This window comes from Nostoc sp. UHCC 0252, assembly GCF_034931145.1.
GTDB lineage: Bacteria > Cyanobacteriota > Cyanobacteriia > Cyanobacteriales > Nostocaceae > Nostoc.
Genome location: NZ_JAYGHE010000032.1, coordinates 57736 through 81777, shown reverse-complemented (window position 1 = coordinate 81777; position 24042 = coordinate 57736). Strand labels below are relative to the sequence as shown.

General features: G+C 40.6%; 24 protein-coding genes. 13 read left to right on the top strand and 11 right to left on the bottom strand.

Annotation, left to right across the window (positions count from 1 at the left end):
* Positions 1–78: 78 nt before the first annotated feature.
* Complete coding sequence (locus tag VB732_RS18685) at positions 79–369, bottom strand: DUF433 domain-containing protein (RefSeq protein WP_323232400.1); 291 nt, start codon at positions 367–369, stop codon at positions 79–81.
* A gap of 15 nt (positions 370–384) precedes the next feature.
* On the opposite strand from VB732_RS18685, the gene VB732_RS18680 reads away from it, so the two are divergent.
* From VB732_RS18680 to VB732_RS18670, 3 genes are all read left to right on the top strand, one after another.
* On the top strand, positions 385–1359 hold the full coding sequence (locus VB732_RS18680) for a cysteine synthase A (protein WP_323232399.1): 975 nt from the start codon (positions 385–387) through the stop codon (positions 1357–1359).
* A gap of 83 nt (positions 1360–1442) precedes the next feature.
* Positions 1443–1775: a (2Fe-2S) ferredoxin domain-containing protein gene (locus VB732_RS18675; RefSeq protein ID WP_323232405.1), complete on the top strand. Its 333-nt coding sequence runs from the start codon at positions 1443–1445 to the stop codon at positions 1773–1775.
* 49 nt (positions 1776–1824) lie between these two features.
* Positions 1825–2688 carry a DUF5331 domain-containing protein gene (locus tag VB732_RS18670; protein ID WP_323232398.1) on the top strand — a complete coding sequence of 288 codons (864 nt, stop codon included), beginning with the start codon at positions 1825–1827 and terminating at the stop codon, positions 2686–2688.
* 10 nt (positions 2689–2698) lie between these two features.
* Here the strand turns inward: VB732_RS18670 and VB732_RS18665 are convergent, their stop codons facing one another.
* Together VB732_RS18665 and VB732_RS18660 are read right to left on the bottom strand one after the other, a co-directional pair.
* Positions 2699–3694: a folate-binding protein gene (locus VB732_RS18665; protein WP_323232397.1), complete on the bottom strand. Its 996-nt coding sequence runs from the start codon at positions 3692–3694 to the stop codon at positions 2699–2701.
* 346 nt (positions 3695–4040) lie between these two features.
* A complete protein-coding gene (locus VB732_RS18660; protein ID WP_323232396.1) occupies positions 4041–4952 on the bottom strand; it encodes an SGNH/GDSL hydrolase family protein in 912 nt (303 codons plus the stop codon).
* Between the two features lie 583 nt (positions 4953–5535).
* On the opposite strand from VB732_RS18660, the gene VB732_RS18655 reads away from it, so the two are divergent.
* Both VB732_RS18655 and VB732_RS18650 read left to right on the top strand, forming a co-directional pair.
* Entirely contained in the window at positions 5536–5931 is a 396-nt protein-coding gene (locus VB732_RS18655; protein ID WP_323232395.1) for a hypothetical protein, read from the top strand.
* A 227-nt stretch (positions 5932–6158) separates the two neighbouring features.
* The gene (locus tag VB732_RS18650; protein ID WP_323232394.1) at positions 6159–7106 is read left to right on the top strand and encodes a tetratricopeptide repeat protein; all 948 of its coding nucleotides are present in this window, start codon (positions 6159–6161) and stop codon (positions 7104–7106) included.
* A gap of 288 nt (positions 7107–7394) precedes the next feature.
* On the opposite strand, the gene VB732_RS18645 is transcribed toward VB732_RS18650, so the two are convergent.
* Entirely contained in the window at positions 7395–8006 is a 612-nt protein-coding gene (locus VB732_RS18645) for a DUF411 domain-containing protein (RefSeq protein WP_323232393.1), read from the bottom strand.
* Positions 8007–8251: 245 nt separating this feature from the next.
* Between VB732_RS18645 and VB732_RS18640 the strand changes: the two genes are divergently transcribed.
* Together VB732_RS18640 and VB732_RS18635 are read left to right on the top strand one after the other, a co-directional pair.
* Positions 8252–9193: a DNA polymerase III subunit delta' gene (locus VB732_RS18640; protein ID WP_323232404.1), complete on the top strand. Its 942-nt coding sequence runs from the start codon at positions 8252–8254 to the stop codon at positions 9191–9193.
* A 364-nt stretch (positions 9194–9557) separates the two neighbouring features.
* Positions 9558–10184, top strand: a complete 627-nt coding sequence (locus VB732_RS18635; RefSeq protein ID WP_323232392.1) for a hypothetical protein — start codon at positions 9558–9560, stop codon at positions 10182–10184.
* Positions 10185–10246: 62 nt separating this feature from the next.
* Here VB732_RS18635 and VB732_RS18630 read toward each other — a convergent pair whose 3' ends face one another.
* Entirely contained in the window at positions 10247–10522 is a 276-nt protein-coding gene (locus VB732_RS18630) for a hypothetical protein (RefSeq protein WP_323232391.1), read from the bottom strand.
* 202 nt (positions 10523–10724) lie between these two features.
* Here VB732_RS18630 and VB732_RS18625 point away from each other — a divergent pair, with 202 nt between their 5' ends.
* Together VB732_RS18625 and VB732_RS18620 are read left to right on the top strand one after the other, a co-directional pair.
* A complete protein-coding gene (locus VB732_RS18625; protein ID WP_323232390.1) occupies positions 10725–11489 on the top strand; it encodes an N-acetylmuramoyl-L-alanine amidase in 765 nt (254 codons plus the stop codon).
* A 205-nt stretch (positions 11490–11694) separates the two neighbouring features.
* Entirely contained in the window at positions 11695–13260 is a 1566-nt protein-coding gene (locus tag VB732_RS18620; RefSeq protein WP_323232389.1) for a glucosaminidase domain-containing protein, read from the top strand.
* 26 nt (positions 13261–13286) lie between these two features.
* Here the strand turns inward: VB732_RS18620 and VB732_RS18615 are convergent, their stop codons facing one another.
* From VB732_RS18615 to mnmG, 3 genes are read right to left on the bottom strand one after another with little or no spacing between them, the layout of a single operon-like run.
* Positions 13287–14627, bottom strand: a complete 1341-nt coding sequence (locus VB732_RS18615; RefSeq protein ID WP_323232388.1) for a hypothetical protein — start codon at positions 14625–14627, stop codon at positions 13287–13289.
* A gap of 60 nt (positions 14628–14687) precedes the next feature.
* Complete coding sequence (locus VB732_RS18610; protein WP_323232387.1) at positions 14688–14810, bottom strand: hypothetical protein; 123 nt, start codon at positions 14808–14810, stop codon at positions 14688–14690.
* Positions 14811–14857: 47 nt separating this feature from the next.
* Entirely contained in the window at positions 14858–16780 is a 1923-nt protein-coding gene (gene mnmG, locus VB732_RS18605; protein WP_323232403.1) for a tRNA uridine-5-carboxymethylaminomethyl(34) synthesis enzyme MnmG, read from the bottom strand.
* A gap of 330 nt (positions 16781–17110) precedes the next feature.
* Here mnmG and VB732_RS18600 point away from each other — a divergent pair, with 330 nt between their 5' ends.
* A complete protein-coding gene (locus VB732_RS18600; protein ID WP_323232386.1) occupies positions 17111–17983 on the top strand; it encodes a D-alanyl-D-alanine carboxypeptidase family protein in 873 nt (290 codons plus the stop codon).
* 63 nt (positions 17984–18046) lie between these two features.
* Positions 18047–19561: an NYN domain-containing protein gene (locus VB732_RS18595; protein ID WP_323232385.1), complete on the top strand. Its 1515-nt coding sequence runs from the start codon at positions 18047–18049 to the stop codon at positions 19559–19561.
* A 335-nt stretch (positions 19562–19896) separates the two neighbouring features.
* Here VB732_RS18595 and VB732_RS18590 read toward each other — a convergent pair whose 3' ends face one another.
* Positions 19897–20259, bottom strand: a complete 363-nt coding sequence (locus tag VB732_RS18590; protein ID WP_323232384.1) for a hypothetical protein — start codon at positions 20257–20259, stop codon at positions 19897–19899.
* A 252-nt stretch (positions 20260–20511) separates the two neighbouring features.
* On the opposite strand from VB732_RS18590, the gene VB732_RS18585 reads away from it, so the two are divergent.
* Complete coding sequence (locus VB732_RS18585) at positions 20512–21567, top strand: DMT family transporter (protein ID WP_323232383.1); 1056 nt, start codon at positions 20512–20514, stop codon at positions 21565–21567.
* Positions 21568–21599: 32 nt separating this feature from the next.
* On the opposite strand, the gene VB732_RS18580 is transcribed toward VB732_RS18585, so the two are convergent.
* Entirely contained in the window at positions 21600–22445 is an 846-nt protein-coding gene (locus VB732_RS18580) for an alpha/beta hydrolase (RefSeq protein ID WP_323232382.1), read from the bottom strand.
* A gap of 232 nt (positions 22446–22677) precedes the next feature.
* On the opposite strand from VB732_RS18580, the gene VB732_RS18575 reads away from it, so the two are divergent.
* Complete coding sequence (locus VB732_RS18575) at positions 22678–23364, top strand: DUF2996 domain-containing protein (protein ID WP_323232381.1); 687 nt, start codon at positions 22678–22680, stop codon at positions 23362–23364.
* A gap of 69 nt (positions 23365–23433) precedes the next feature.
* Here the strand turns inward: VB732_RS18575 and VB732_RS18570 are convergent, their stop codons facing one another.
* A complete protein-coding gene (locus tag VB732_RS18570) occupies positions 23434–23928 on the bottom strand; it encodes a TM2 domain-containing protein (RefSeq protein WP_323232380.1) in 495 nt (164 codons plus the stop codon).
* Between the last annotated feature and the right edge of the window lie 114 nt (positions 23929–24042).

Here is a 24042-nt window from a genome sequence, read left to right as displayed (position 1 = left end):
GGCAAACTCCTTCATCTTATGGAATGAAACAGCCCTGCTTTTTAAGGGGGATTTAGGGGGATCTCAAAGTGCCTAAAGTCACAGCGAAACACTTTTCAAACAACCTCTTAGAGTAGGATAGTTTTCTACCACTTGTTGTTCTGTCCATCCTGCTGCAAACAAACCCAATAAGAACTCTACAGATAAACGAGTTCCTTTGACAGTCGGCTTACCCAGCAGAATTTTGGGGTCTGAATGAATGTACTGTTGCCAGTCCATAGTTTGTACTCCGACTAAGCTACAGCTATTGTTGCACAGGATGATGATTGATTGGCTTGGTGAAGGGGAAATGCGATCGCAATAAGCCAAAATTTTTATAGGTACACTCACACAGGTATAGTCAAAATGGATATTAAAAATGGCTTCGTTGGCGCTGTTGGCAACACACCCCTGATTCGCTTAAACAGCTTCAGTGAAGAAACAGGGTGTGAAATCCTGGCTAAAGCTGAATTTCTCAATCCTGGCGGTTCCGTCAAAGACCGCGCTGCACTTTACATCATCGAAGATGCGGAAAAGAAAGGTTTACTCAAACCCGGTGGTACTGTTGTAGAAGGAACTGCTGGTAATACTGGCATTGGACTAGCACATATTTGCAACGCCAAAGGCTACAAATGCCTAATTATTATTCCCGATACTCAATCACAAGAAAAAATAGACGCACTAACAGCATTAGGCGCAGAAGTTCGTCCCGTTCCCGCCGTACCCTACAAAGATCCAAACAACTACGTCAAGCTATCTGGCAGAGTCGCTGCTGAGTTGGAAAACGCTATTTGGGCGAATCAGTTTGATAACCTAGCCAACCGCCACGCCCACTACGAAACCACAGGGCCAGAAATTTGGAAACAGACAGATGGTAAAATAGATGTATGGACAACTGCAACTGGTACTGGTGGTACTTATGCTGGTGTAGCGTTGTATTTGAAAGAACAAAATCCAGCGATTAAATGCGTTGTTGCCGATCCACTGGGTAGCGCACTTTATAGCTATGTCAAAACCGGCGAACTCAATACAGAAGGAAATTCCATCACCGAAGGCATCGGTAACGGTCGTGTCACAGCCAATATGGAAGGCGCACCTGCTGATGATGCCATCCAAATCGATGACCAAGAAGCTTTGCGGGTAGTTTACCAACTCTTAAGGAAAGATGGGCTGTTAATGGGCGGCTCAACGGGTATTAATGTCGGCGCAGCTGTCGCCCTAGCGAAGCAGTTGGGCCCAGGACATACCATTGTCACCATCTTATGTGATAGTGGTTCCCGCTATCAGTCGCGGATATTCAACCCTGAATGGCTAGCCTCAAAAGGACTTTCAATAGATTAGTCATTAGTCATTGGTCATTGGTCGTTGGTCATTAACGACGAATGACAAAGGACAAATGACGAATGACAAAGGACGAAGGACAAATGACAACTCAACCATCAAACTTTCCGATAATAGACCAATCCTCTTCTTCTAAATGTGTGCGGGTTTGTCAGAATCGCACTTGCAAAAAGCAAGGTGCAGCCAAGGTATTAGCAGCTTTTACAGCTTTGCCGGTTCCTGATGTAACGATAACGGCTAGCAGCTGTTTGGGACAATGTGGCAATGGGCCAATGGTGCTGGTATTACCCGATATGGTCTGGTATAGCGGCGTTCAACCTAATGAAGTATCTCTACTGATAGAAAATCATTTGCTGGGTGGTGAAAGAGTTAAACAGATGCTCTATTATCGGTTTCATCCCCAGAAAGAAAGCTAAATTTCCAATATCAGGGTCTGTAATCTTGTTGACTGAAGTGAGGCATCCAATGAATATCCAGCAGCTGCGTCAATCCTTAAAACAAAAATGGCTGATTTACTACAAGCAAAATATTACCTGGCTGGTCAAAATGCGAATTTGGGGCACTTATGATGGTCTGCGCCGTCCTTTGTCCGGTTTTATTTTGGGAACACTATCTGTTTTAGAACCCCAGTTTAATGAAATACTTGCTTTTATGCTGGATCTGAATAACGATCCAGATAAAATAGTCGCCGCTTTAGGTCTTAATTTCAATCCTGATGAAGAGTTGCGTTTAATAAAATTAGAGGATTCTATTGATATCAGCCAAGTTGAAATTGAGTCGCTAGATGAGGAGCGTTTTGAGGATAAACATCTGTCATCGGCTGTAACTGCCAGCAAAATTGCGCTTCACTCTCTTGCCAAGACTCTAGACTCTAACTTGTCACGCACCGATCAAGTCATGCCATCAATTACAGCTACCACTGAAGTAGTTCACACACGCAAACCTGAGTTGGCAGTTGCATTTGCTACTAAAACTGCCCCAGATACTCCGGTAAAAATGCCAGCCTCTGGTTTTATGAAGGAATATCAATCAATAGGATCGCCCTCTGCGCTGATAATGACTGCTGAGGTAGACAGCAAAGCCAAAACTGTGCCATCTATCCGAATCCCTGTAGGCGCATTGCTGGCAATTAGCACTGAAATTAATAGTAATGGCAAAGCAGTGCGATCGCTAGCAATCACTACTGAGGCTAAAAGCAACGCCAAACATGCGAATATTCAACCACAAAATGTTAAAAGCAAATTGATACCAACTACTAATGCCCGTAGTCTAGCTTCCTGGGTAGATGAATTTTGTTACGGCAGTAGGAATAAAGAAGAAGATATTTGACTTGAATTACTTATGGGTAATCATGGGAAACAAAGGGGATTTCTATGACTTCACCCTCAGTTTCTCCTACTTTAACTTTTAAGCCTACACCACCAGCTTTGGTGCGAATATAACCTAGTCCAAAGTAACCATCAGCCGTTTCTGTGAAACTGGTAAGTTTGCCAACCTTTTCATCGCCAACTGCGATCGCACTTCCAACTTCTACAGGGGCACTGAGGCGGATACCCAAAAGGTGTTGTTTTACACCTTTATATGTATTTAATCGAGCAATGGTTTCTTGCCCAATATAGCAACCTTTAGTAAAAGAAATTGTTTGCCACAAACCAACTTCCAGAGGATTGTAATCATCTGTGAGTTCGGAATCTGGCGCGGGACGGCCTTGTAAGATTCGCAAGGCATCCCAAGCGCGATCGCTCATTTCTACTGCCCCAGCTTCTAACAATTTGTTCCACACCGTTACTTTGTCAGTATTGGGAAAAGTTAAAGTATATCCGGGCGCGGCTAACCCGCTACCGACAGCAATCCGCACTCCCTCGGCGGAAGCAATGGTGTATACTTTGTGACTAGCGTAAGGTTGCCCAATGAGTTCGCCAATACCCAACTTTTCTAAAACAGCGTCGCTTCCTGGGCCAATGAGGCTAAAGGTGTTGGTATATTCTGTAATATCAGATAATTCCACCTTGTCGGCGTAGAAAATATATTTATCCAGCCATTCCATGAGATATTGGCGGCGGTTGGGTGAAACCAGCAGAATTACCGCGTCTTCTCTAACGTAGGCGGTTGCTAAATCAATTGTCCTAGCTGTGGAAGTGACGAAAACCGTATCACAACCTTGTTCTGGCTTGAGTATTTGGAAATTGTTAGTACTTTGGTTGTGTAAGAAATTCAAGCGATCGTCGCCAGAGACTTTGATGCGTCCCCAGGCGGTGCGATCGCATATAGCAACCCCAAATTTTGCGGCTTGGATAGCTGCTGCGTCTTTATCGTCAATTGTAGATGTTGGCATAGTGATGAGAAGTTGCCCTGTTTCAATGTTGTCGCACTGAAAATCTTAACAAATAAGCTGTTACGCAAATAAGATTGCACATCAACTGGTGAGGTTGTCTTTTGTCCTTAATGGCATAACTTGTACCAAGTCTGTATGAAAAAGAACGAACCGCCAAGAGCGCCAAGTACGCCAAGAAATAAGAGATTTAGGGCAGCTTTACAAAGAAATGGTATTAGAGTACTTCAAGTAAAAAAATGCTCAATTGTCATTGCGAGCGAAGCGAAGCAATCGCAAGGGCTGGGGTTGCTTCGCTTCGCTCGCAATGACGGGTTTTAGATCATTTCATTTATTTTTTGGAACACTCTTAGGGAACTAACATTGAACGAGGATTAATCATCCCTGCTTCTTGAATTGCTGAAAAAGCAGTTTTCCCAATGATGCGATGAGCCGCAGCTGTCGGATGAATGCCATCCCAAAACAAAAACTGGTCTGGGTTACTACAGGCGCGATGCCTGCGGCTGGCATCGCCTACGCCAGCTAGACATGAACTGATAACATTGGTAAAGTTAAAGTCTGCCGGATTTGTAATGGCATTTCGATACAATGCGCTGGCATCTAATTGCACAATCTCAATATCGGAATGCTGTTGACTGAGGATTTTTAGCGATCGCCTTAAGCCTTGATTATGTGCTTGTGTTAATGCACTAAGATTCACAGAATTTGAACTGTTTTTAGTGGCAGGTAACTGTCCTAAGTCTGGTAAATTTCCAACCAGAATCTTTTTAGCTCCTGCATCAGTTAGGGAGTTGATTGCCGTTGTCAGATTTTTGATAGGAACAGTTGCACTGCTTACCCCTTGCAAATAATCATTTGCCCCTGCCCACAGCACATACAAAGCATCTGGATTTGTAGGTTGATGTGTCTGTGTAAACGACTGCACTTGATTTAGTAAGCTAGGTACATAGCTGTTGCCAACACTGCCAGTAGTCGATCCTCCGTAAGCAAAATTATTAGTTTGCTTGGAAGAGAGATGGAGAGATTCGGCAAGATACTCAATCCAAACCCGGCCATTGGAGTAACGCCCCTGAAAGTAAGTTGGGTTAGGCGGATACATTCCTCCTGTCGCCCTAAATACCATTCCTGTATCCGAAAGACTGTCCCCAAACACGTAGATTTCTGCGATGGAGTGAGTTTTATCCATAAATTTTGCCGCTACAACCATGATAAAAATTAGGAAAGCAATTCCCGTTCTTGAAAACCACTTTTTTCTTTGCATTAAACTTTTCTGCAAAATTTAAAGACTATAGTTGTTGATGATTATTGTCAGTAAAGATTGAGCTTGCAATTGAACACTTCTCTAAGCTAACAAGCTAGTTTCAGGGCTAGTGAGCAAAACCGGATACCTTCAGGTGTGGATTTTGCCAATTGTTTTAATCCAACGCTGTTGTAGTTTTGCTCACAATGCGTAGGCGTAGCCCGCACTTCTCTCTTTGTCAAGTCGCTTCTCTACGAGACGCTACGCGAACGCTCCAATTAAAAATTGCAATCAGTGGGGGCTTGAACCCACCAAAGAGTCGTAGGAAGTTTTCGCTAATTTGGAAAAATAATCGCTGCAATGCTGAGGCAACCCAAGACGCGAGTTGAGAAATGGCATAAATCTTCAACTCGCCTCAGTTAAGTATTTGGCAACCACTCTGTTCTATATCTGTTAATGGGCTTTCTATTGCTCAATTAGCTCACCCCTTTGGGTGAGTCGTATATCAACCGATCAGGTGAACTGACTGAAGGAAGCTGAGATTAATAATAAAGAGGATTCTATTACTAAAGAACGCCCATCGCATTTTACCTAAAATAACCCTATGAAACTCGTTACTTTAATAAATTCTGCACTTATTTTTGCTTCTATTGCTCTTGTACCCGGAATTGCCGTAGCTCAAACAGCTACTAACAATAGTAATGATGAAACAATTGCTATTAACTCTAATAATTTATCCATTAATTCTATCCCTGTTAATTACTTAGAGCCTTTCAATCTAGTTACTTTTGCTTATCAGGGAGGTTTAAAACAGCACGGTATTCCTAGTGGAGAAACACTAGTATTTGAAACTCAGAACAGAAAGATTATTGCAACCGATTTGGTGAAGGCTGCTGTTAATGCAGATAGATTACCATCACAAGCTTTAAACGACCAAAATTATCTCAGTGCTGTTAATTTGCAACTCAGTGCATTACCTGACTATGCTGCTGCTGATTGATTGGTTTTTCTTATATTTTTTATAAAGCTAAATTTATGAGTATACTATACTCGTGTGCTTCTTACCAATATAAATAAAAGCCTTTTATATACAGCGATCGCTGCTGTATAAAACAAAGTTAGATATTCACAGAACTTGTACTTATAAGTTCTGTTATTGTGTGCTGAAGGCGCAGAAAATCGTATAATCAACAACTTATCAACCAAAAATTTCGTTTTCTATAGAGAATGACAGAAGTAATTAGAACAGGGAGCCTAAATAACATCGAGTCCATTGAGTTTGAAAAGCAGTGTTTGCACCAAGCCAGAGAAATAGGCGATCGCAATAGGGAAGTCATTTGTTTAGCAAGTTTGGCTAATGCTTATCAGTCCATTGGAGAGTATCATCTAGCAATTGAGTTTTATCACCAGTGGTTGGATATAACGAAAGAAATAGGCGATCGCGCAGGCGTTGCCAAGTCTTTGTCTGGATTAGGTAACGCTTATCAATCTCTGGGAAAATACCAGCGAGCAATTGATTTTTATCACCAGTGGTTGAGTATCACTAGAAAAATAGGCGATCGCACTGGGGAAGGTATTTGTCTAGGAAGTTTAGGTAATACTTATGAATACCTGGGCAAGTACGAGCAAGCGATTGAGTTTTATCAGCAGTGGTTGACTATTAGCAGGAAAACAGGCGATCGCACCGGTGAAAGCATTTGTCTAGGAAGTTTGGGCAATACTTATGAATCATTGGGGCAGTATCGACTGGCAATTGAGTTTTACCACCAATGGTTAGAACTGACAAAATTGAACTGCGATCGCAATGGACAGGGCATGGCCTTAAGTGCTTTAGGCGGTGCTTACAAGGCATTGGGAGAGTACCAAAGATCGGTTGATTTTCATCAGTATTCATTAGAGATTAGAAAGAACCTTGACGATCAAAATGCAGAAGCAAATGCTTGGTTTAATTTGGGTTTAGTGTTAGAAAAAATCAATCGAGAATCAGAAGCGATGGATGCCTTTTCCAATGCCCGTGGCATTTATCAGACAATGGGAATTCATGCAAGTTTACAAGATTGTAACCATGCAATTGAGCTTCTTTCTCAAAATGCTTCAACCATAGAATCTCGCTTCTGGTTTGAGAAATGGTTCAGTCATTTATCGCAGTTTATTAAAACTGATTCTAACCAGTAATATCATGTCCGGTTAGAGACCATTTATAAAGTAAACCTAAAATTGTAGGGTGCGTTAAAGCAGCGCGTAACGCACCTAAAAATATGGTGTGTTACGGCTAAATTAGACTTTCTCAAACCCTCAAATTCCTAAACAGCCGTAGCACACCCTACTTAATATTTACTTTATAAATAACCTCTTAAACAATTGTAATTGTCATTGCGAACGAAGTGAAGCAATCGCAAGGTTTTTGGGATTGCTCTTCTTCTCTACGAGAGGCTGCGCGAACGTTGCACTCGCAATGACATATCACGGGTATTTATTGAATACTGCAACTGAGTTGTTGTCATTAAAGGCAAATACGCTAAACGGGTCTTTTTGATCTCCCATCTCCATCCCAGGAGTGCCTACAGGCATTTGGGGGACAGATAGACCAATTACATTTGGCTTTTCTTGCAGCAAACGTTTGATATCATTTGCTGGAACGTGTCCTTCAATGACATATCCATTAACAATTGCCGTGTGGCAAGATGACAAGTTATCCGGCACGTTGTACTTTTGTTTAACCGTTTCGATATCAGGTGTAGAAAAGTCTGTAATTTGAAAACCTTGTGTTTTTAAGTGGTCAATCCACCCGCCACAACAGTTACAAGCGGGACTATGATATACAGTAGCATTTAGCGTTGTTGTTTTTGATAGTGTCTGCTTATCTTGGATACGCTTCGTAGTACTTATCAGTTGAACATTACCTGCGACAGAAGCAGAAAAAACAGCTTGAGCATTACTCATAGGAGCAGTGCTTCCTAAGATTCCCAATATCCCCACTGTTAGACAAATTATTACCACTGCACGTACAGCAGCATGTACTAAGGTGCGAGGTAAGAATTTTTGCCAGCAATAAATAAATTGTTTGTATGACATTTCAGACTTCCTAAGTACGATATTGCATAAATTTGTTGTAACAAATTCTATTCAAAAAAACTCTGCATACTTTGCGCTCCTCTGCGTTTAAAAAGGTTGCGAAACTTACACGGTAAAAATCATTGCAAGAGTGCTAATATGTCAAATATTGGGATTTTTTCGGTTCTAAATTGTTGTTTGAAAAGACAACTCTACTGCATCAGCCCTCTGTTTTCATATTCTTATTTTAACGAAGGTACTGAACTATCAACCCATTTGCACCACTTATAGGACAACAGCAAGCTATAGAATTACTCACTCAGGCTGTCAGACAAAACCGAGTTGCTCCAGCGTATCTATTTGTGGGCCCAGATGGTGTGGGAAGAAGTTTGGCAGCAAAGTGCTTTGTGGAATTGCTATTTTCTAGTGAGATGGGAGTCACTACGGCTTTACAAAACCGTTTGCGTCAAGGGAACCATCCAGCTTTGTTGTGGGTGCAGCCGACGTACCAGTACCAGGGACAAAGATTAACAGCAGCAGAAGCGGCTGAGAAAGGACTAAAGCGTAAAGCACCACCTGTAATTCGACTAGAGCAAATTCGGGAAATTACCGAGTTTTTAAGTCGTCCGCCCTTAGAAGCGCCGAGAAACGTGGTAGTGCTAGAAGAAGCCCAAACAATGGCAGAAGCCGCAGCCAACGCTTTACTTAAAACATTAGAAGAACCGGGACAGGCGACGTTAATCTTAATTGCACCTACACCTGAGTCGGTTTTGCCAACCTTGGTGTCACGCTGTCAACGCATTCCTTTTTATCGTTTAAATGCAGAGTCTCTGGCTGTTGTTCTCACACAAACAAATCATCAAGAAATTTTGCAAAATCAGGCAGTGCTGAGTATAGCAGCTGGTAGTGCGGGAAGTGCGATCGCATCTTACGAGCAATTACAAGTTATTCCCCCGGAGTTACTTGAAGACTTGAAAAAACCCCCTGCTTCTCACCGCAAAGCCTTGGAGTTAGCTAAGAAAATTGATAAAGATTTAGATACGGAAGCCCAACTGTGGTTAGTTGATTATCTTCAGCAATTTTACTGGCAGCTTTGGCATCAACCCAGTATTATTAGCCAACTAGAACAATCCCGCAAATACTTACTTGCTTACGCTCAACCCAGGCTAGTTTGGGAATGTCTACTTTTATCTATATGTCAAAAATAAAATACTATTTGCTTCTTACACAAAAACATCAAACCTTTTAGCAATATTAAATAATATTACCTAAGAAACTATTAGGACTTACGCAAAAATTGCCGAAAAGCTTAATGTATCGAACCGCCAAGACGCCAAGAACGCCAAGAATTCGTAGAGTGTGCGTAAGTCCTAACTATAATTAATTAGTACTAGTGTATTGTTGGATTAAACTACGCAAAATGTCTCGTAGAAAATGCGGCAGTCAAAAGACATTACCCAAAGACACTGAAATTTGCTCAATTTTCAAAGCTTCACAGCAAAGAAAAGTCTTGTGGGGGATGACTTATAAAGCCTGCCGGACTACTATCTTTGAAGATTGTACCCCTGACGTATGATGAACTTATCACAGACAATTCCAGTTCTTTTTTTAGGGGCTATTTTGACTGTGCTTTCCCCTAAAGTTTGTGCTGCTTTTAATGTTCAAGAGGTAGGTAATCTTGCCCAAGCGCAAGCATCAAGCGATTTACCAGTAGTTAAATCAGCAGGATTGTCCCCCGATTTAGATGTACCTTGGTCGAAAGCCGTGAGAGTCGTTGACCCTTTTGAAGGGGAATTTCTTGGGGTTTTTGACCGAAACTCTTTAGGGGGCTATTTGTATCGTAAGGGTTCAAAGCAAGTTCTTAGTTTGTGGACTCCTTCAAGCATTCGAGTCCTCGTAACCCTAAATTCGGTTGAAGCAAGGTCTTCTTTTTATACCGCAGGTCGTATTTATCCCAGACCTGACTATATTAGGTTTGCCACCACCAAGAAGGTTGATAAACTTTTGCTTAAAATCAGAGAAAAAGTTTTTCAATTAGACGGTTCAAACGGCACATTTGCTGTCAGTCAAGAATTAGCCACTGCTTTAAAAAATGCTCCAGATGAGAACTTAGACATCAGACTAGTCTTGGAAGGAGGCCAAACTGTTGATAGCGAAATTGGCAAAGGCACGGTGAAAGCTTGGCGAAGCATTTACTAGAAAAGGCTCTTATATGAAACATAATTCTGTTGAAAGTGGTAACTAAATAATTATTAATTTAACTATCCATTGCTTTGAGATTGCTGATAGCGACGCAAAACAGATTGGATATTTTTTTTACAAACCTCTTCACCAATTACCTGAGAAAGTAATTGCCACAACTGAGAACCCACTTGTTTGATATAGTCGTGTTCGTAACTTATTTGCACCGCAATTTCCGCATAGGTGCGTCCCAGCCAGCTTTCTAGCAAAACCACAGATTGTACATCATTGAGCCTTTGCCCAAACGTAGAGCCTAAAAGAGTATCGACTAAATTCAGCGCTTCTTGTGCCGTCATAGGTCAGCCTCAGCCTGCTTTATTTATAGATTGAACTTATAAAATTTCTCTTTTTAATGAGATTTTTATGTTAACCGTTACAATTTTTTACAGTAACAACTCACTTTTTCTTACCGACAGAGCGATCGCTTATGGGTTAATAATTAATACAGTATAGTGAGCTAACCCGTACCTCTTAAGTTATAAAAAGGACATCAAATCTATGAAATTTGGTATTGATATAGGACACAATTGCTCTCCTCACGATACAGGGGCAACAGGCATCCAACAAGAAGATGCTTTAACTAAAGCAGTTGGTACAAAGTTGATACAAAAACTAAAAGCAGCAGGTCATACGGTTATTGATTGTACTCCTACAAGTGCTAGTAGTGTAAACGATTCTTTAAGGCAACGAGTCAATAAAGCTAACGCCAATAATGTTAACGTCTTTGTTTCGATTCATTTTAATAAGTTCAACACCATAGCCAATGGTGCAGAAATTTTTGCCATTAGTAATGCATCAAAAGGTATCGCTCAATCAGTTTTAAAAGAAATTGTTAAACTTGGTTTCAATGATAGAAAAGTTAAAAGTACAGGTTTCTTTGTTATCAAAAATACACAAATGCCAGCTATTCTAATTGAGTGCTGCTTTTGTGATTCCAAAACAGATATGACTCGGTTTGATGCTGAAAAAATGGCTGAAGCCATTAAAGATGGATTAATTGGTGAATCAAAGGAAGATGAAGCTAAATCTGATAAAAGCTACATTTTGCAAATCACAACAAAAACAGTTTTAAAGCCTTCTACAGAACAGGCATCAGAAATACCAAAAGAATCTCTATTCGATATTGAGCCAGGGAGTTATCCCATATTAGATGCTCATTTTGAGGAAAACCATTATTGGGTTAAGTGGCCTGATAAAAGTAAGGGAAACCGAAATGAGCATTTTGTTTTCGCTGGACACGCCAAAATTGTAGAAAAGGATTAACGATTTCTATTTCATTTTTTAACATATAGAACCCCGGCTTATTCGAGAAGCCGGCGTGCAAATAGTTTTAAGAGAGTATCCCAGATGTGCGTGAAGATAAGCTGTGATTGCTTCATTCCGCTTTGTTTTACTCGCAATGACAATCTATCTATCATCTTGTCAGCTTGCAAAATTGGGATGCTCCCGTTTTTAATAGGAAAAATTTATGCCATTATTAGATGATTTAGTCAATAGTTATTCTCAGAAAGATTTAGCAATAATATTTACAGAAATTGGTATTGCAAATGCAAAAGTTACTGAGATAAATCGGCAAATTTTAAAAGAAGTTACCCTGGCTCAATGGTTGCTAGAGTCTAGTAGAGGGAATAGCGATCTTGCTGTCAATGCTAACAATTTTGCTGGATTAAAATGGCGAGTTCCTGACATGAAAGGGTTTGCTGAACCGTTGAAAATCAAGGTTCCTTCTGAGCCAGAAGAAGTTGAGTTCTGCAAATTTACAGATATAGACGCTTTTATTATTGGTTATTGGAAGTTTTTAACTCGCACTCCTTATAAAGGTTTAGAAGAGTATACCAACACACCAGAAAATTTCCTTGGATTTCTCAAGGCTAAAGGCTATTCATCCGATCCTAACTATGTCATTAAAGTTGTAAACTTGCTTCCAGAGGCACAAAATTTACTCACCAATGCAGGTAGAGTTGCTATCGTCGCTCCAGTGGAACAATTACAGCTAATTCGTGCGCCTCAAGAAGTGGAAGTATGGCAACCTTTCCGGGTTGAAGGTATAGCTCGTTTAGCAGATAGTGGCAAAGTTTTGTCGGCGATCATCGATGACAGATTTCCAGCCCCAAATGTAGTAATTAGCCTGGATGGTAAATGGCAATTTGATTTAGTTTTTAAACAAGAAGGCGATCGCCGCATAACAATTTCTGTTGAGGATCAAACTCTAGAAATCCCTATTAAAGTTGTTGTTCCTTTTGATAACAAAGACGATGAGAACACTCAACAACCCACACCATCCAGCTTACCAGGAGCGAAGGTAATTAAACTTAGTGGTAGTGTGGGAATTGGCGGAGTCAATAAAGCTGATGATGTTAAGGCTATTAAGGCGCGATTGTATGAACTAGGTTACAAATGGGTGGGCGATCCTAACAGTGCAGACAGAGACAGAGGACTATTTGACGCAATCAAATTATTTCAATCAATTATTGCTGGTCGCAGTACCGTTAATGGTGATGGTCGAGTTGATGTTGGTGGAATCACTCATCGATGGTTGCAAGCAGCTAACGCACCACGCTGGGAGTTGATGCCAAAAAGCGATCGTAAGAATGGTTTTGTTAACGGTGAATTAGAAGATACCCAAGATAACCATGATTTTGGAACACACTGGTTAGCTGATGTTATTAAAAAAATTGCCCAAGATTATCAAAGCAGTTATCGTAATACTCGCCCCCTAGCTGCTCCATTCGCAATTAACGATGTTAGTCTTCCTTATGGAGGCGATACTCCCGATCATCATGGACATGAAACTGGCATGATGTGCGATGTTTATTTGCCCCTAAAAAATGGAGATTTTGGTGGCATTGTTTGGTCAAATTCTAAATACGATCAAGATGCTACACGAGCTATTCTCAGGTCTATTAGTAAGCAAAAGCTGGTACGGGCAGTCTTTTTCAACGATCAACAGCTAATTAAAGAGCGGCTTTGTGTTTCTTTAAGTGGCCACGACAATCATATTCATTTTGAAATTAACCCACCAGTCAGAAGTTAATTTTTGGTGAGTTAGATCATTGGATTTTACAACTTCTGCCCTGCGTAAATCGATCGCACTTCACCATTACGACGGATGACTGCTTCGCCATTACTAACCTCTACAAGTGTCCAACCGCTTTGTCCAATGCTTTCGCCCATATTGACGCGACGAGTCACACCATCAATTTTAAATAAAGCGGCAGATTTGTTACCTAACTCTAGCAATCCTTCTAAGGTATTACTTGGAGCAACTGCGATCGCAGTTGCTGGATATACTTGTTCCTGAATAATAGTTGGTTCTGATGGCGCAAGTGCTTCTCGTAATGGAACTACTGGTAATGCAGGGAGAGGTTTAGGTGTTTGGCGCACAGTAATAGGTGCAGTTCGTCCAGCTACAGGTTTAAGTTCTGCTTGCACAGCCGCAGCCAACATACCAACAGTTACAGGTTTGGCAGCTTGTTGCACTTTATTCAGGGCAGTTTTCACAACATTAGGTTGAAATCCCTGTAACGCACTGGCAACTTTTGGTACAAGTGTAGGAGTACCAGGAATCGCCGGCAGTGCATTGTGCATTGGCGACGGTGCTTGATAAACGGGAACATAGATCCGCTCAACAACGCTTCCAGAACGGCTAGGGGCTGGTGGTGTATTGTTAGCTAGAAGTGGAAGTGGTGGTAAATTACCAGTTGTTTGCCCGTTACCAAAGGCTGTTTGATTAGTATTTGTCTGACCGGAAAATGCAGGTATGCCAGGTTTTTGATTGCTTTTTACTTCTTGCTTGTCTATAACTGCTAGCGCTCCTAGCATATAGTCAACCAAATCTGCCTCAATTTCTGTTTTTACAGGCAACTTTGACTGCGGTTGAGAAACCAGAAGGGCTGTCTGGGTATTGGGATTTAAAAGATATACGACTCCAGACTGCACAAGGTAGATCATACTAGCGATCGCCACGCCTAAAGTTGTCCCCACAATTAGCAGTTTGCCCAAAGTCCGGCTACTTTTTTGACGCTTTCTACTAACTGGGTTAATGGTGTTGTTGTCAAAGACAACGGTACTCAAGTGCTTGTGGTTATCTTGACTAACTGACTGTGCGTTTGGCAAGATAATCTGCGGTATCGTAACTGTTTGCAGAGGTACGTATGCTGGAGGTGACTGGCGTTGAGCTTGGGCGGAAACCCCAGCAAAAGACTGGCTCGATTTGTTCTGCCTACCATGCCTAACGGTTTGAGAAAGCAGATTATCACTAACATCCAGAATGTTGTCGATATCGGCAAAGAGTTCATCCATTAGACCATCAGCATAGTTTTCTATCGACCAAGGCTCGTTGGCGATTAAGTCTTCTGATGGTTCTGGTACTATGAGACGGGTGCTGGCTTCTTGTAACATAGACGTTCTGGGTTATTGCTAGGACGAGGAAACGCCGCGCCTACTGCCTGGGAATTAGGATTACAGATGAGATATCCAATCCGCCGTCTTATTGAGACGAGTTGGTTGAGCGTTGGTATTAAAATCAACTTGAATCTGGGGATTGATAATGATAGCAGTACTAATAGTTATGTCATCTATCATACCAACCTCCCTGCTTACTACTATACTCAGTCTTTATCAAGCTTGTGTTAAGCTAACGCTGGAAATTCATGCTGGCTCTTGCTTTTACGCAATTCTAAATATAATAATAGAGCGTTAACATCGGCTGGGTTTACACCACCTATACGTGCAGCTTGACCAAGAGTGAGTGGTTTTACGTGAGTCAGCTTCTCCCGTGCCTCTTTGGATAGGGTATCAATTGTTGTATAGTCCAAATCCGCAGGTAACTGGCGGTGTGCTTGGCGGGCAATTTGGTCAATCTGATTTTGTTGCCTAGCGAGATAGCCAGAATACTTGATGTCAATTTCTGCGCCTTCTTTCTCGGCGCGGTTGAGGTTGGGGTTTCCCAGTCCGAACCTGTCGAGGTCAACGTAATGGAATCCCGGACGGCGCAGTAAGTCGTTGAGTGTAATTGAACCTTTAATTAATTGTTGGGTATCAGATGCGATCGCTATTCCTATTTCATCATGTTCTTTAACTCGTGTAGCTTGCAATCTTTGTTTTTCTGTGGTAATATTACCCTGTTTTTTGGTAAACATATCCCAACGGCGATCGTCAATTAAACCAATTTCTCGTCCCAAGGGTGTCAAACGTTGGTCAGAATTGTCAGAACGCAATAATAATCGGTACTCAGACCTACTAGTGAGCATCCGGTAAGGTTCCCGTAAATCCTTGGTACACAAGTCATCAACTAGCGTTCCAATGTAACTTTGCTCACGGGCAAACACAATCATTTCTTGAGAACGAGCAAATCGAGCCGCGTTAATTCCTGCTACCAGCCCTTGAGCTGCCGCTTCTTCATAACCTGTTGTGCCATTAATCTGCCCAGCACAAAATAATCCCGCAACCTTCTTGGTCATCAGTGTGGGATAACACTGAGTTGCTGGTAAATAGTCATATTCCACAGCATAAGCCGGACGCAACATCACACATTTTTCCAGACCGGGGAGAGTCCGCAACATAAGCAGTTGCAAATTTTCTGGCAACCCTGTAGAAAAACCTTGGATATAAAGTTCGGGTATATCTCTTCCTTCTGGTTCAATAAAAATTTGGTGGCTTTCCTTATCGGCAAAGCGCACAATTTTATCCTCAATACTGGGACAATAACGCGGCCCTTTAGCTTCCACCCAACCGCCATAAACTGGCGACAGGTGTAAATTATCCTGAATTAGGCGATGGGTTTCGGCGGTGGTGCGGGTGATGTAGCAAGGTATTTGTTCCCGTTCTACCCACGCATCTGGGTCAAAGCTAAACCAGCGCACATCCTCATCTCCTGGCTGGATTAGCATTTTACTATAATCTACCGATCGCTTATCTACCCTTGCTGGAGTTCCAGTTTTGAGTCTTCCGGTTTCAAATCCCAAGCGATTTAGGGTTTGTGTCAATCCTTCAGCCGCAAATTCCCCAGCGCGTCCTGCTGGCATTGATTTGTTGCCAACCCAAATTTTGCCCCCTAAGAAGGTGCCAGTTGTCAAGATGACTGCTTTACATTGGAACCCTACACCAAAATAAGTTTCAACGCCGATGACTTCATCATTAGTACCCAGCACCAAATCTGTCACCATACTTTCGCGGATTGTCAAGTTTTCTTGGTTCTCCACAATATTCTTCATCACTGCTGCATATTCGCGCTTGTCCGTCTGAGCGCGTAATGCCCAAACAGCAGGCCCCCGTGAAGAGTTGAGGATACGTTTTTGCAGGTAGGTACGGTCTGCGACTTTACCGATTTCTCCGCCGAGTGCATCTACCTCATGAGTCAACTGAGATTTTGCCGGGCCACCCACTGCTGGATTACAGGGTTGCCAAGCGATTCTATCCAAGTTGAGCGTCAATAACAGGGTACGACAACCGAGGCGTGCAGAGGCCAAAGCCGCTTCGCAACCGGAGTGACCTGCACCGACGACTATGACATCAAAAGCGTCTTGAAATTCAACGGAATTGTGCATGGTCATACTTACAGGATCGGCAAGCTTAGAGTTCTTTTCAATTTTAGCTGTTCCAGTGGTTTCATGGATGTAACTTTCTAATAAAAAAGTTATCAAATTTACTAGTACTCAATTAGAAACAGGTTTCTATTTTTATTGAGTATTAAAGAAAAAATGTTATAGGTTTTAATTTTTATGACAGCGTTCCGGGTTGTTTATCATAGCTATTGTTCATACGCCTAACAGCTCATACAAATTATTTTTTATTGAAGTAAGTTAGATAGTTAGATAGCTTGTATAAACCATCAATAATATCGTTATATTTATCGTTGAATTAAATAAACAACTATTTAAATAATGAAATCTAATATCAAAAAACACAAAAATATTACTAGATTTATTAAAAAGACAAGCTTCATTATTATAGTTATCGTGATAAGTTTTGTCTTAGTCGCTAGTAATGAGATTACCCACCACAAATTTGCTATAACTGCCCAACCATTAAATTTATGCTCTGATACTGGTTCATTACCTTGTATTGATACTTCTAAAGAGACAATATCAGAACCGTTTATTCCCAACCCAGAATTAAACGGAAAACAGCGTTTTTTATCTGCGATTAGCCAGAAATTACCTACAATTCCCCAGCCTGGTACTTATGAATATACTTTGCTGCGAGCTTATGGTGCAGTCTTTGTAAATCAAGATGTCAGAATTAAACTGCCGCAAAAAGGTATATTTGCTAATGAACAAGAAACCCAACAGTTTCAAGCTACTTTAACAATGGGCCGTGTTGATGGTACTAAGGACTGTTATTTACAAAAATCTGCGGCTGATGCTTTAAATAAAGCGCGAATCCAACAACAAATACCGCTAAAGTCTGGTTATGGCTCTGGTGATTGTACTCGCACTTTCAACACGAATTTAAGATTTTGGCAAAAATATGCTAATAATCAGGTTTTGGCAAAAGTTCAAGAAGGCAAAGAAACAAAAATTCTCGGTTTGGTTGCACCTCCTGGAACTTCACAACATCTCTGGGGATTAGCAATTGATTTACGTGTAGGTAGTAAAGAACAAAGAAAAGCTCTTAACCAAAATGGTTGGTTTCAAACTGTAGAAAATGATGTTCCACATTGGACTTATGTGGGTTTAACTGAAGAGAACTTACCTCTATTTGGTTTTAACAAACAAGTTATCCGGGGAATCACTTATTGGATTACACCACTTTAATTGTTAGATAACATAAAACCTTGGGAATACTAATCTAAAATATATATTGTCAGGGATTTAGCTATGCCAAACGAAGCTGCTAATCGGGAGCAAAGCTTCCTGATCGATTTATTAAGAGCAACTTATCAAAATCAGGAAATATATCCAATTCTGCAACATAACTTAAGCAAACTCAACGATAATTTAGCTTTAATGTTGCGAAAATGGGTAAGTGATCGCTTTGCTCAGGAACCTGCCATTGCTATTAATTTAGCTAAAGTTTTGATCAAACTGAGTACAATTATTCAAGGCTTTGAACAAGGGAACCCCGCAAGTAATTTGGAAATTGCGATCGCAGGTTATGAATCAGTTTTACAAGTGTGTACACGCGAAGCATTTCCCAAGGAATGGGATATTGTTCAGCAAGCTTTAGTAACAGCTTATCAACAACGCCAGCAAATTTTCTCCAAAACTGTTGGTGAATTGCGAGAACATACTGTTCAAACCCAAAGCCAGATTAATACATTAACTGAGCAGTTACAGCAGGAATCAGAACAAGCAAAACTACAAGTTAATGAATTAAAAACAATAATTACGCAGTTAAAGCAGCAAGTAAGTAGTTCCGAGTCAACGCAAGAAATAACGTCTTTAATAGCTGAGTTGAAAGAGTTAAAGCAGCGTCAGATTCGTGTAGAGCAGTTTACTCCTACAGCTTATGTTTCACCTCATATTGAGCAGTTCAATACAGCTATTTTTTATGATATTGAGAACTTAACAATGGGTAGAAGCAACCCTAACTTAAATTTTTCTCTTAAACAAATCCAAACACATCTGGAAAACACTAGCTTAGTTAATAAAATCGCTATCCAATGTGCTTATGCTGACTGGAGTGATTCTAGATTAAGATTGCTAAAGAATGAAATTCAAGAACTTGGCATTGAAGCTATTCAAATTTTTGATTACAGTCATAAGCGGAATGCAGCAGACATGCAACTAGCCATTGATGTAATGGAATTAGCCCAAAATCGTCCTACATTGCAAGTTTTCGTTATTGTATCAGGTGATGGTGCATTTGCCGCTTTAGCGAAAAAGCTTCACGAATACGGAAAAACCGTAATTGGATGTGCTTACGAAGGACAAATTAATCGCGTTCTCAAATCTGTTTGCGATCGCTTTATACCTATACCTGCTCCTCATGCAAAAATAGAGGAGATTCCAATTAACAAAGTCAATAATGAGAATTCATTAAGTGATGATATTTTAGTAGTCACCAAACAAGCTTTGCAGGAATTAAAGCAAAATTTGGAGCAATTAAATCAGCTTAAGCAAGGTGGTATCCCTATATCTCAAATTCACAAGATATTAAGAGATAAAATTCCAGATTTTGACCAAAAAAGAGAAACCTACGGTGAAAAACTGACAATATTTTTGAATAAAGTCATTGAAGAAACGGATATTTTTCTATCGATTGAGAACAATAAATTAATTTTAAGAGAAATATTAACGATAGGCTCTAATGGCTCATCAAATAAAATTTTGAAAGGTGTAACTAACTCTAGTAGTAACTTCAAAGAGATTGTAGCATCTGGTAAATCTTAATAGCGATGATTTATAAAATTTTATCAAATCAAGCTTTTATGAGGCAAGGAACTTAAGCTCCTTGTTCAAGGTTCTAAGAGGTTGTTTTAAAAGTATTTCGCTATGACTTTAGGCACTTTCGATCGGGAGCATCCCGCTTTTTGGTATGTCATTGTGAGCGAAGCAAAGCAATCGCAAAATCTCTAACGAAGAGTGAGTCCATGCGATTGCTTCGTCGTTCCTCCTCTCTACGAGACGCTGCGCGAACGCAATGATAGTTATTTTTTCAAGTCCTAGATGTAATTAAATAGCTTCTCTAGTTTGAAAAAAATATTAATTGAAAATTCGATTTAATATTACTTCACTTCGCTGGGTTCAAACTTTGTCACCTTACCTTTTTTAATCGCTACAATCACATCGTAGTGCGAACAGTAAGCGAAGGTGACATTATTAGCTTTGTTATAAAGGTTAACTACATGACCTGCGCCACCTACCTGGATACCGATTGGCTCCAAGTCAGCAAAAAAGAAACGACGTAGTTGATCGCCACTACCAATCTGACCCTTACTCTTGGTAAGCAAATCTAGTTTCTGCGCTACAGACATCTCTTCGGCTGCTGATGCCTGTAATAATGACGGATTGATCGCTTTTAATGGTACGTCCCAAACTGTGAAAAAACCAACCAAAGCAAAACTTGTAAGTAAGGGTGCGAGTTTCATTTGTGACTTCTCTTGTTTTTTTATCCTGAACATCCCAAGCATCTCAGGCGGGAGTGAGAACTTATTGAAACTTAGCCACTATTTTCATGAATTTATCCTTTGAGAAAACTTAGTTGATTCTCAGCACTTTCTCAGGGAATGCTGGTAACTCAAAGTCACAGCATAATTTAAGTATTTTCTCAACAAAACCTCATTTTGAATTGCGCGATCGCAATTTATAATGAGCAATGCTTTTATTGCAGTGGTGTTATTGTGACTAGACCCAAAAGACCACATCGCTTAGTTCATGGAGTTTCAGGACAAACATATCTCTGGCTAGCAATGCTAATTTTTGCGGCATCTGGCGCAGTTACCCGGAAGCTAACAGAAATTGGTGCTGAACATTTTATCGGTCAACGCAATCCAATTTCTTTGTGTAATGTTTTATTTGTGGGAAATCTTTGCGCCTTGATACTTCTGATCCTTATTTATGGGCGACAGTGGAACAAAGCTACTTTGAAGCAACTCTCAAGGAAGGATTGGGTCAGTCTAACAGCAGTAGCTATTTTATCGGGAGCATTGGCTCCTGGCTTGGTTTTCCAGGCGCTTGCACTAACACAGGTAAATAATGTCATCTTGGTAGGACGCTTGGAACCGCCTCTAACTCTGGCTTTATCAGTCTGGTTATTGAGGGAACGGGTAAATATTTGGGAATTTATCGGAGCGATCGCAGCATTTGTCGGTGTTATGCTAACTATCATCCTTCAGCCTCCAGCAGATGCCATGATGAATATGGGAGGTTTCAGGTTAGGCATAGGGGAACTCTTAGCAGTATTAGGATCTATAGCTGGAACTGCTTCTACGATTATTGGTAAGAAATATCTTTCGCAGATCCCTTTGGGAATCTATAGCATTTTTCGCACTGCATTAGGAACTGTAATTTTTTTCTTCACTGCTTTAATCCTCTATGGCAGCGATCATTTCGCTGATGTCTTCTCACCATTCTTGTGGCAGTGGATGTTTCTCTATGGTGGGTTAATTGTGGTAGTAGGTCAGTCTTTTTGGATTAAAGGCTTAAAAACTTCTACTGTCTCTACAGCTTCCTTGGTTAGCTCCTTTAGCCCAATTATAGGTATCCTAGCAGCCTATTTAATTTTGGGTGAAACTCCCAACCTACCTCAATATATTGGTGGTAGCTTAATTTTAGTGGGGATATTCTTGAGCCAACTTGGTATTTGGCGTAAAACTTCTAGGATTGCGTCTGGAAAAATGAATTCTACTCCGGCACAGCAACAGGCAGAAACTGGTATAGGATTTAAGGGGATTTGAAGTTTGCAGGGGGAAGTCTAGCCCATTAGCAATTATGAATTACTAGGACGGGATAATTGCTGATTTATCTCTACAAGGTTAGTGAAATTTTGTAAAGTTTTGCGATACTTTTCTTCAGCTACTAAGAATAAATCATTATGATTTGCCTCTTCAACCCACAAATAAAGTTTTGGGGATATTGCAGCGTTAAACAACTTTTCTCCATGAGCAAAAGGAATAACTTCATCTGCTTTTCCATGAATTACCAATATCGGACATTTTACTTTTTTGATATTGTCAATATTCGGGAATTTATCAAAAGGTAAAATCCGAAAGGGTACTATTACTTGAAAAGCGGAAATAAACGAACTTTCAATAATTAAACCAGCTACTGGTTTCCGCATTGCTAAATTTACCGCAGAACCACCGCCAACCGAACGGCCTAAAACTATAATTCTTTCAGGTGGTATTTTTAAATTTTGGGTCAAATAATTGTAGGCGCTATCGATATCTTCGTATGCGTGAGTTTCTGTAGGTTTTCCTTGACTAGTACCATAACCGCGATAATCATAAGCAAAGACACTAAACCCCCATGCATATAATTTTTGTAGTATCTGTTTTATATCTCCTAAATCTTCAGCATTACCATGAGAGTAAAGAATAGTATATTTAGCTTGGTTGTTCAACAAATATGTAGCTGAGATATTATTTCCTCCACTTTTTAATTTAATAATTGTTGGATCATCCTGATAGCTAGAAGGTTGAGATAGAAAAATCATGCTATCTGCGCGAAAATATACAAAACCAGCAAAAAATATATAGATAAAAATTAAAGATTTAATCAGTCGTTGCCAAGTAAAATCCCCAATTAGCAGTTTTGTGAGTTGCATTTTATCCATTAGCTTTTATTTTTATGTTTTCTAATACCCAATGCTATGTGAGGTTATCCTTTATTCAGACAAGGGTAATTTATGTAGATGTACAGAGGGTTTCCAGAGGTCGTTGCTGCTATATGGGATCGAAGCACTTAAGTGCTGACTACAAACTCCGCTAATATGTCAAAATGAGAATACCCGATACATCAAGGTGAGCGATCGCTCCCAAAGCTAGATTAAAGGATTGACCTGAGCAATGGCAGACCAAACCAATCACAATCAAGCGGGAGAAGTAGCTCCCAGCACTGTTGACAAGCAAGCTCCTAGTGTGGCTGAAGAAAACGCTCCGAGTACAGACTCACCTGAAGCCACAGACCTTCCTACTGCCAACGCGCCAGATCCGAAAGCTGCAAATCCAGAAACTAACCCAAATGCTGCTAAACCAACCGCTACACCCCCCAAGCGAGAAAAACCCGCAGCCGCAGCTAAAGCCGCAGTAGGCGAAAAACCCGCCGCCGCAACAGAAGAAAAACCTGCCGCTAAAGCCGCCAAAAAGGAAAAAGCCCCATCTGTTGAAGATAAGCCATTTGTAGAGTTTATCGAGCAAGACTACTTGCCAGCTTTACAAAAAGCGATCGCTCAACAAGGAGTGCAAGATTTACAGGTGTCTTTTGCCAAGCAAAAATTACCAATTACTGGCTTTGAATCTGCTGAAGAATGTTGGCAAATTATCGGCAGTTGGAAAGAAACTGGTGCGCGTCAGTTTAACCTGTATTTCCCCGACGAAGATATTCAAGGAAAAAAGGGATTTTCCTGTAATGAAGGCAAAAAACCTAGCACTCTTGAGTCCTTCTTAATCGATGAGCGCAAAATTACACTCGATTTGTTGGTGTTTGGCTTAGTTCAGCGCTTGGACGGTCAAAAGTGGCTAGGTATAAATTAGTCATTGGTCATTGGTCATTGGTCGTTGGGTTTTTAACAAATGACAAATGACAAATGACAAAATGACAATTTAAAGTTCGTGGAAATGGTAGATAACGGCTCCAGTATTGGGGTCGTTATCTATTTTTACATAACCTGATTTGTACATTTCATTGAGAGTAGTTTCCACTTGTGCAAAGCTAGCTCCCGTGAACTTCACGCCTTGAGTAACAGTTAAAATACCACCTTTGCCTTCTGCCGCTTCAATCAGTTTAATCATCAGTTGATTGCCTGTTGGAGGGTGGACTTGAGAGGCAACCACGGCTTGATTCAACGGTACTCCAAAAGGAGATACACCTGCTTTTAGTCTCAGGTTGTGTTCGTATTCGTCAACCATGTTGGACATGAGAAACAAATCTACGAACTGCCCTATCCCAAACACACCACCAGTCAACAGCCACAACAAACCAGTTCCGATTTTGCCATTGTAGAAACGGTGCAGTCCTCCTAATCCGAAAAAGAATGCCGCACACAAAATGTAAGAGACAAGTAGTCGGTCTTTATGCTGATTGTTTTCAAGATTCATCTTGTTTTCAACCCTTTGGATTTGCTCTTGTTGTCTAAAATGGATTTTCTATGTTGTAGTAGCAACTACAGAAAATTACTGATATTATGGCGATTTAAAATACAAAAAATGCGT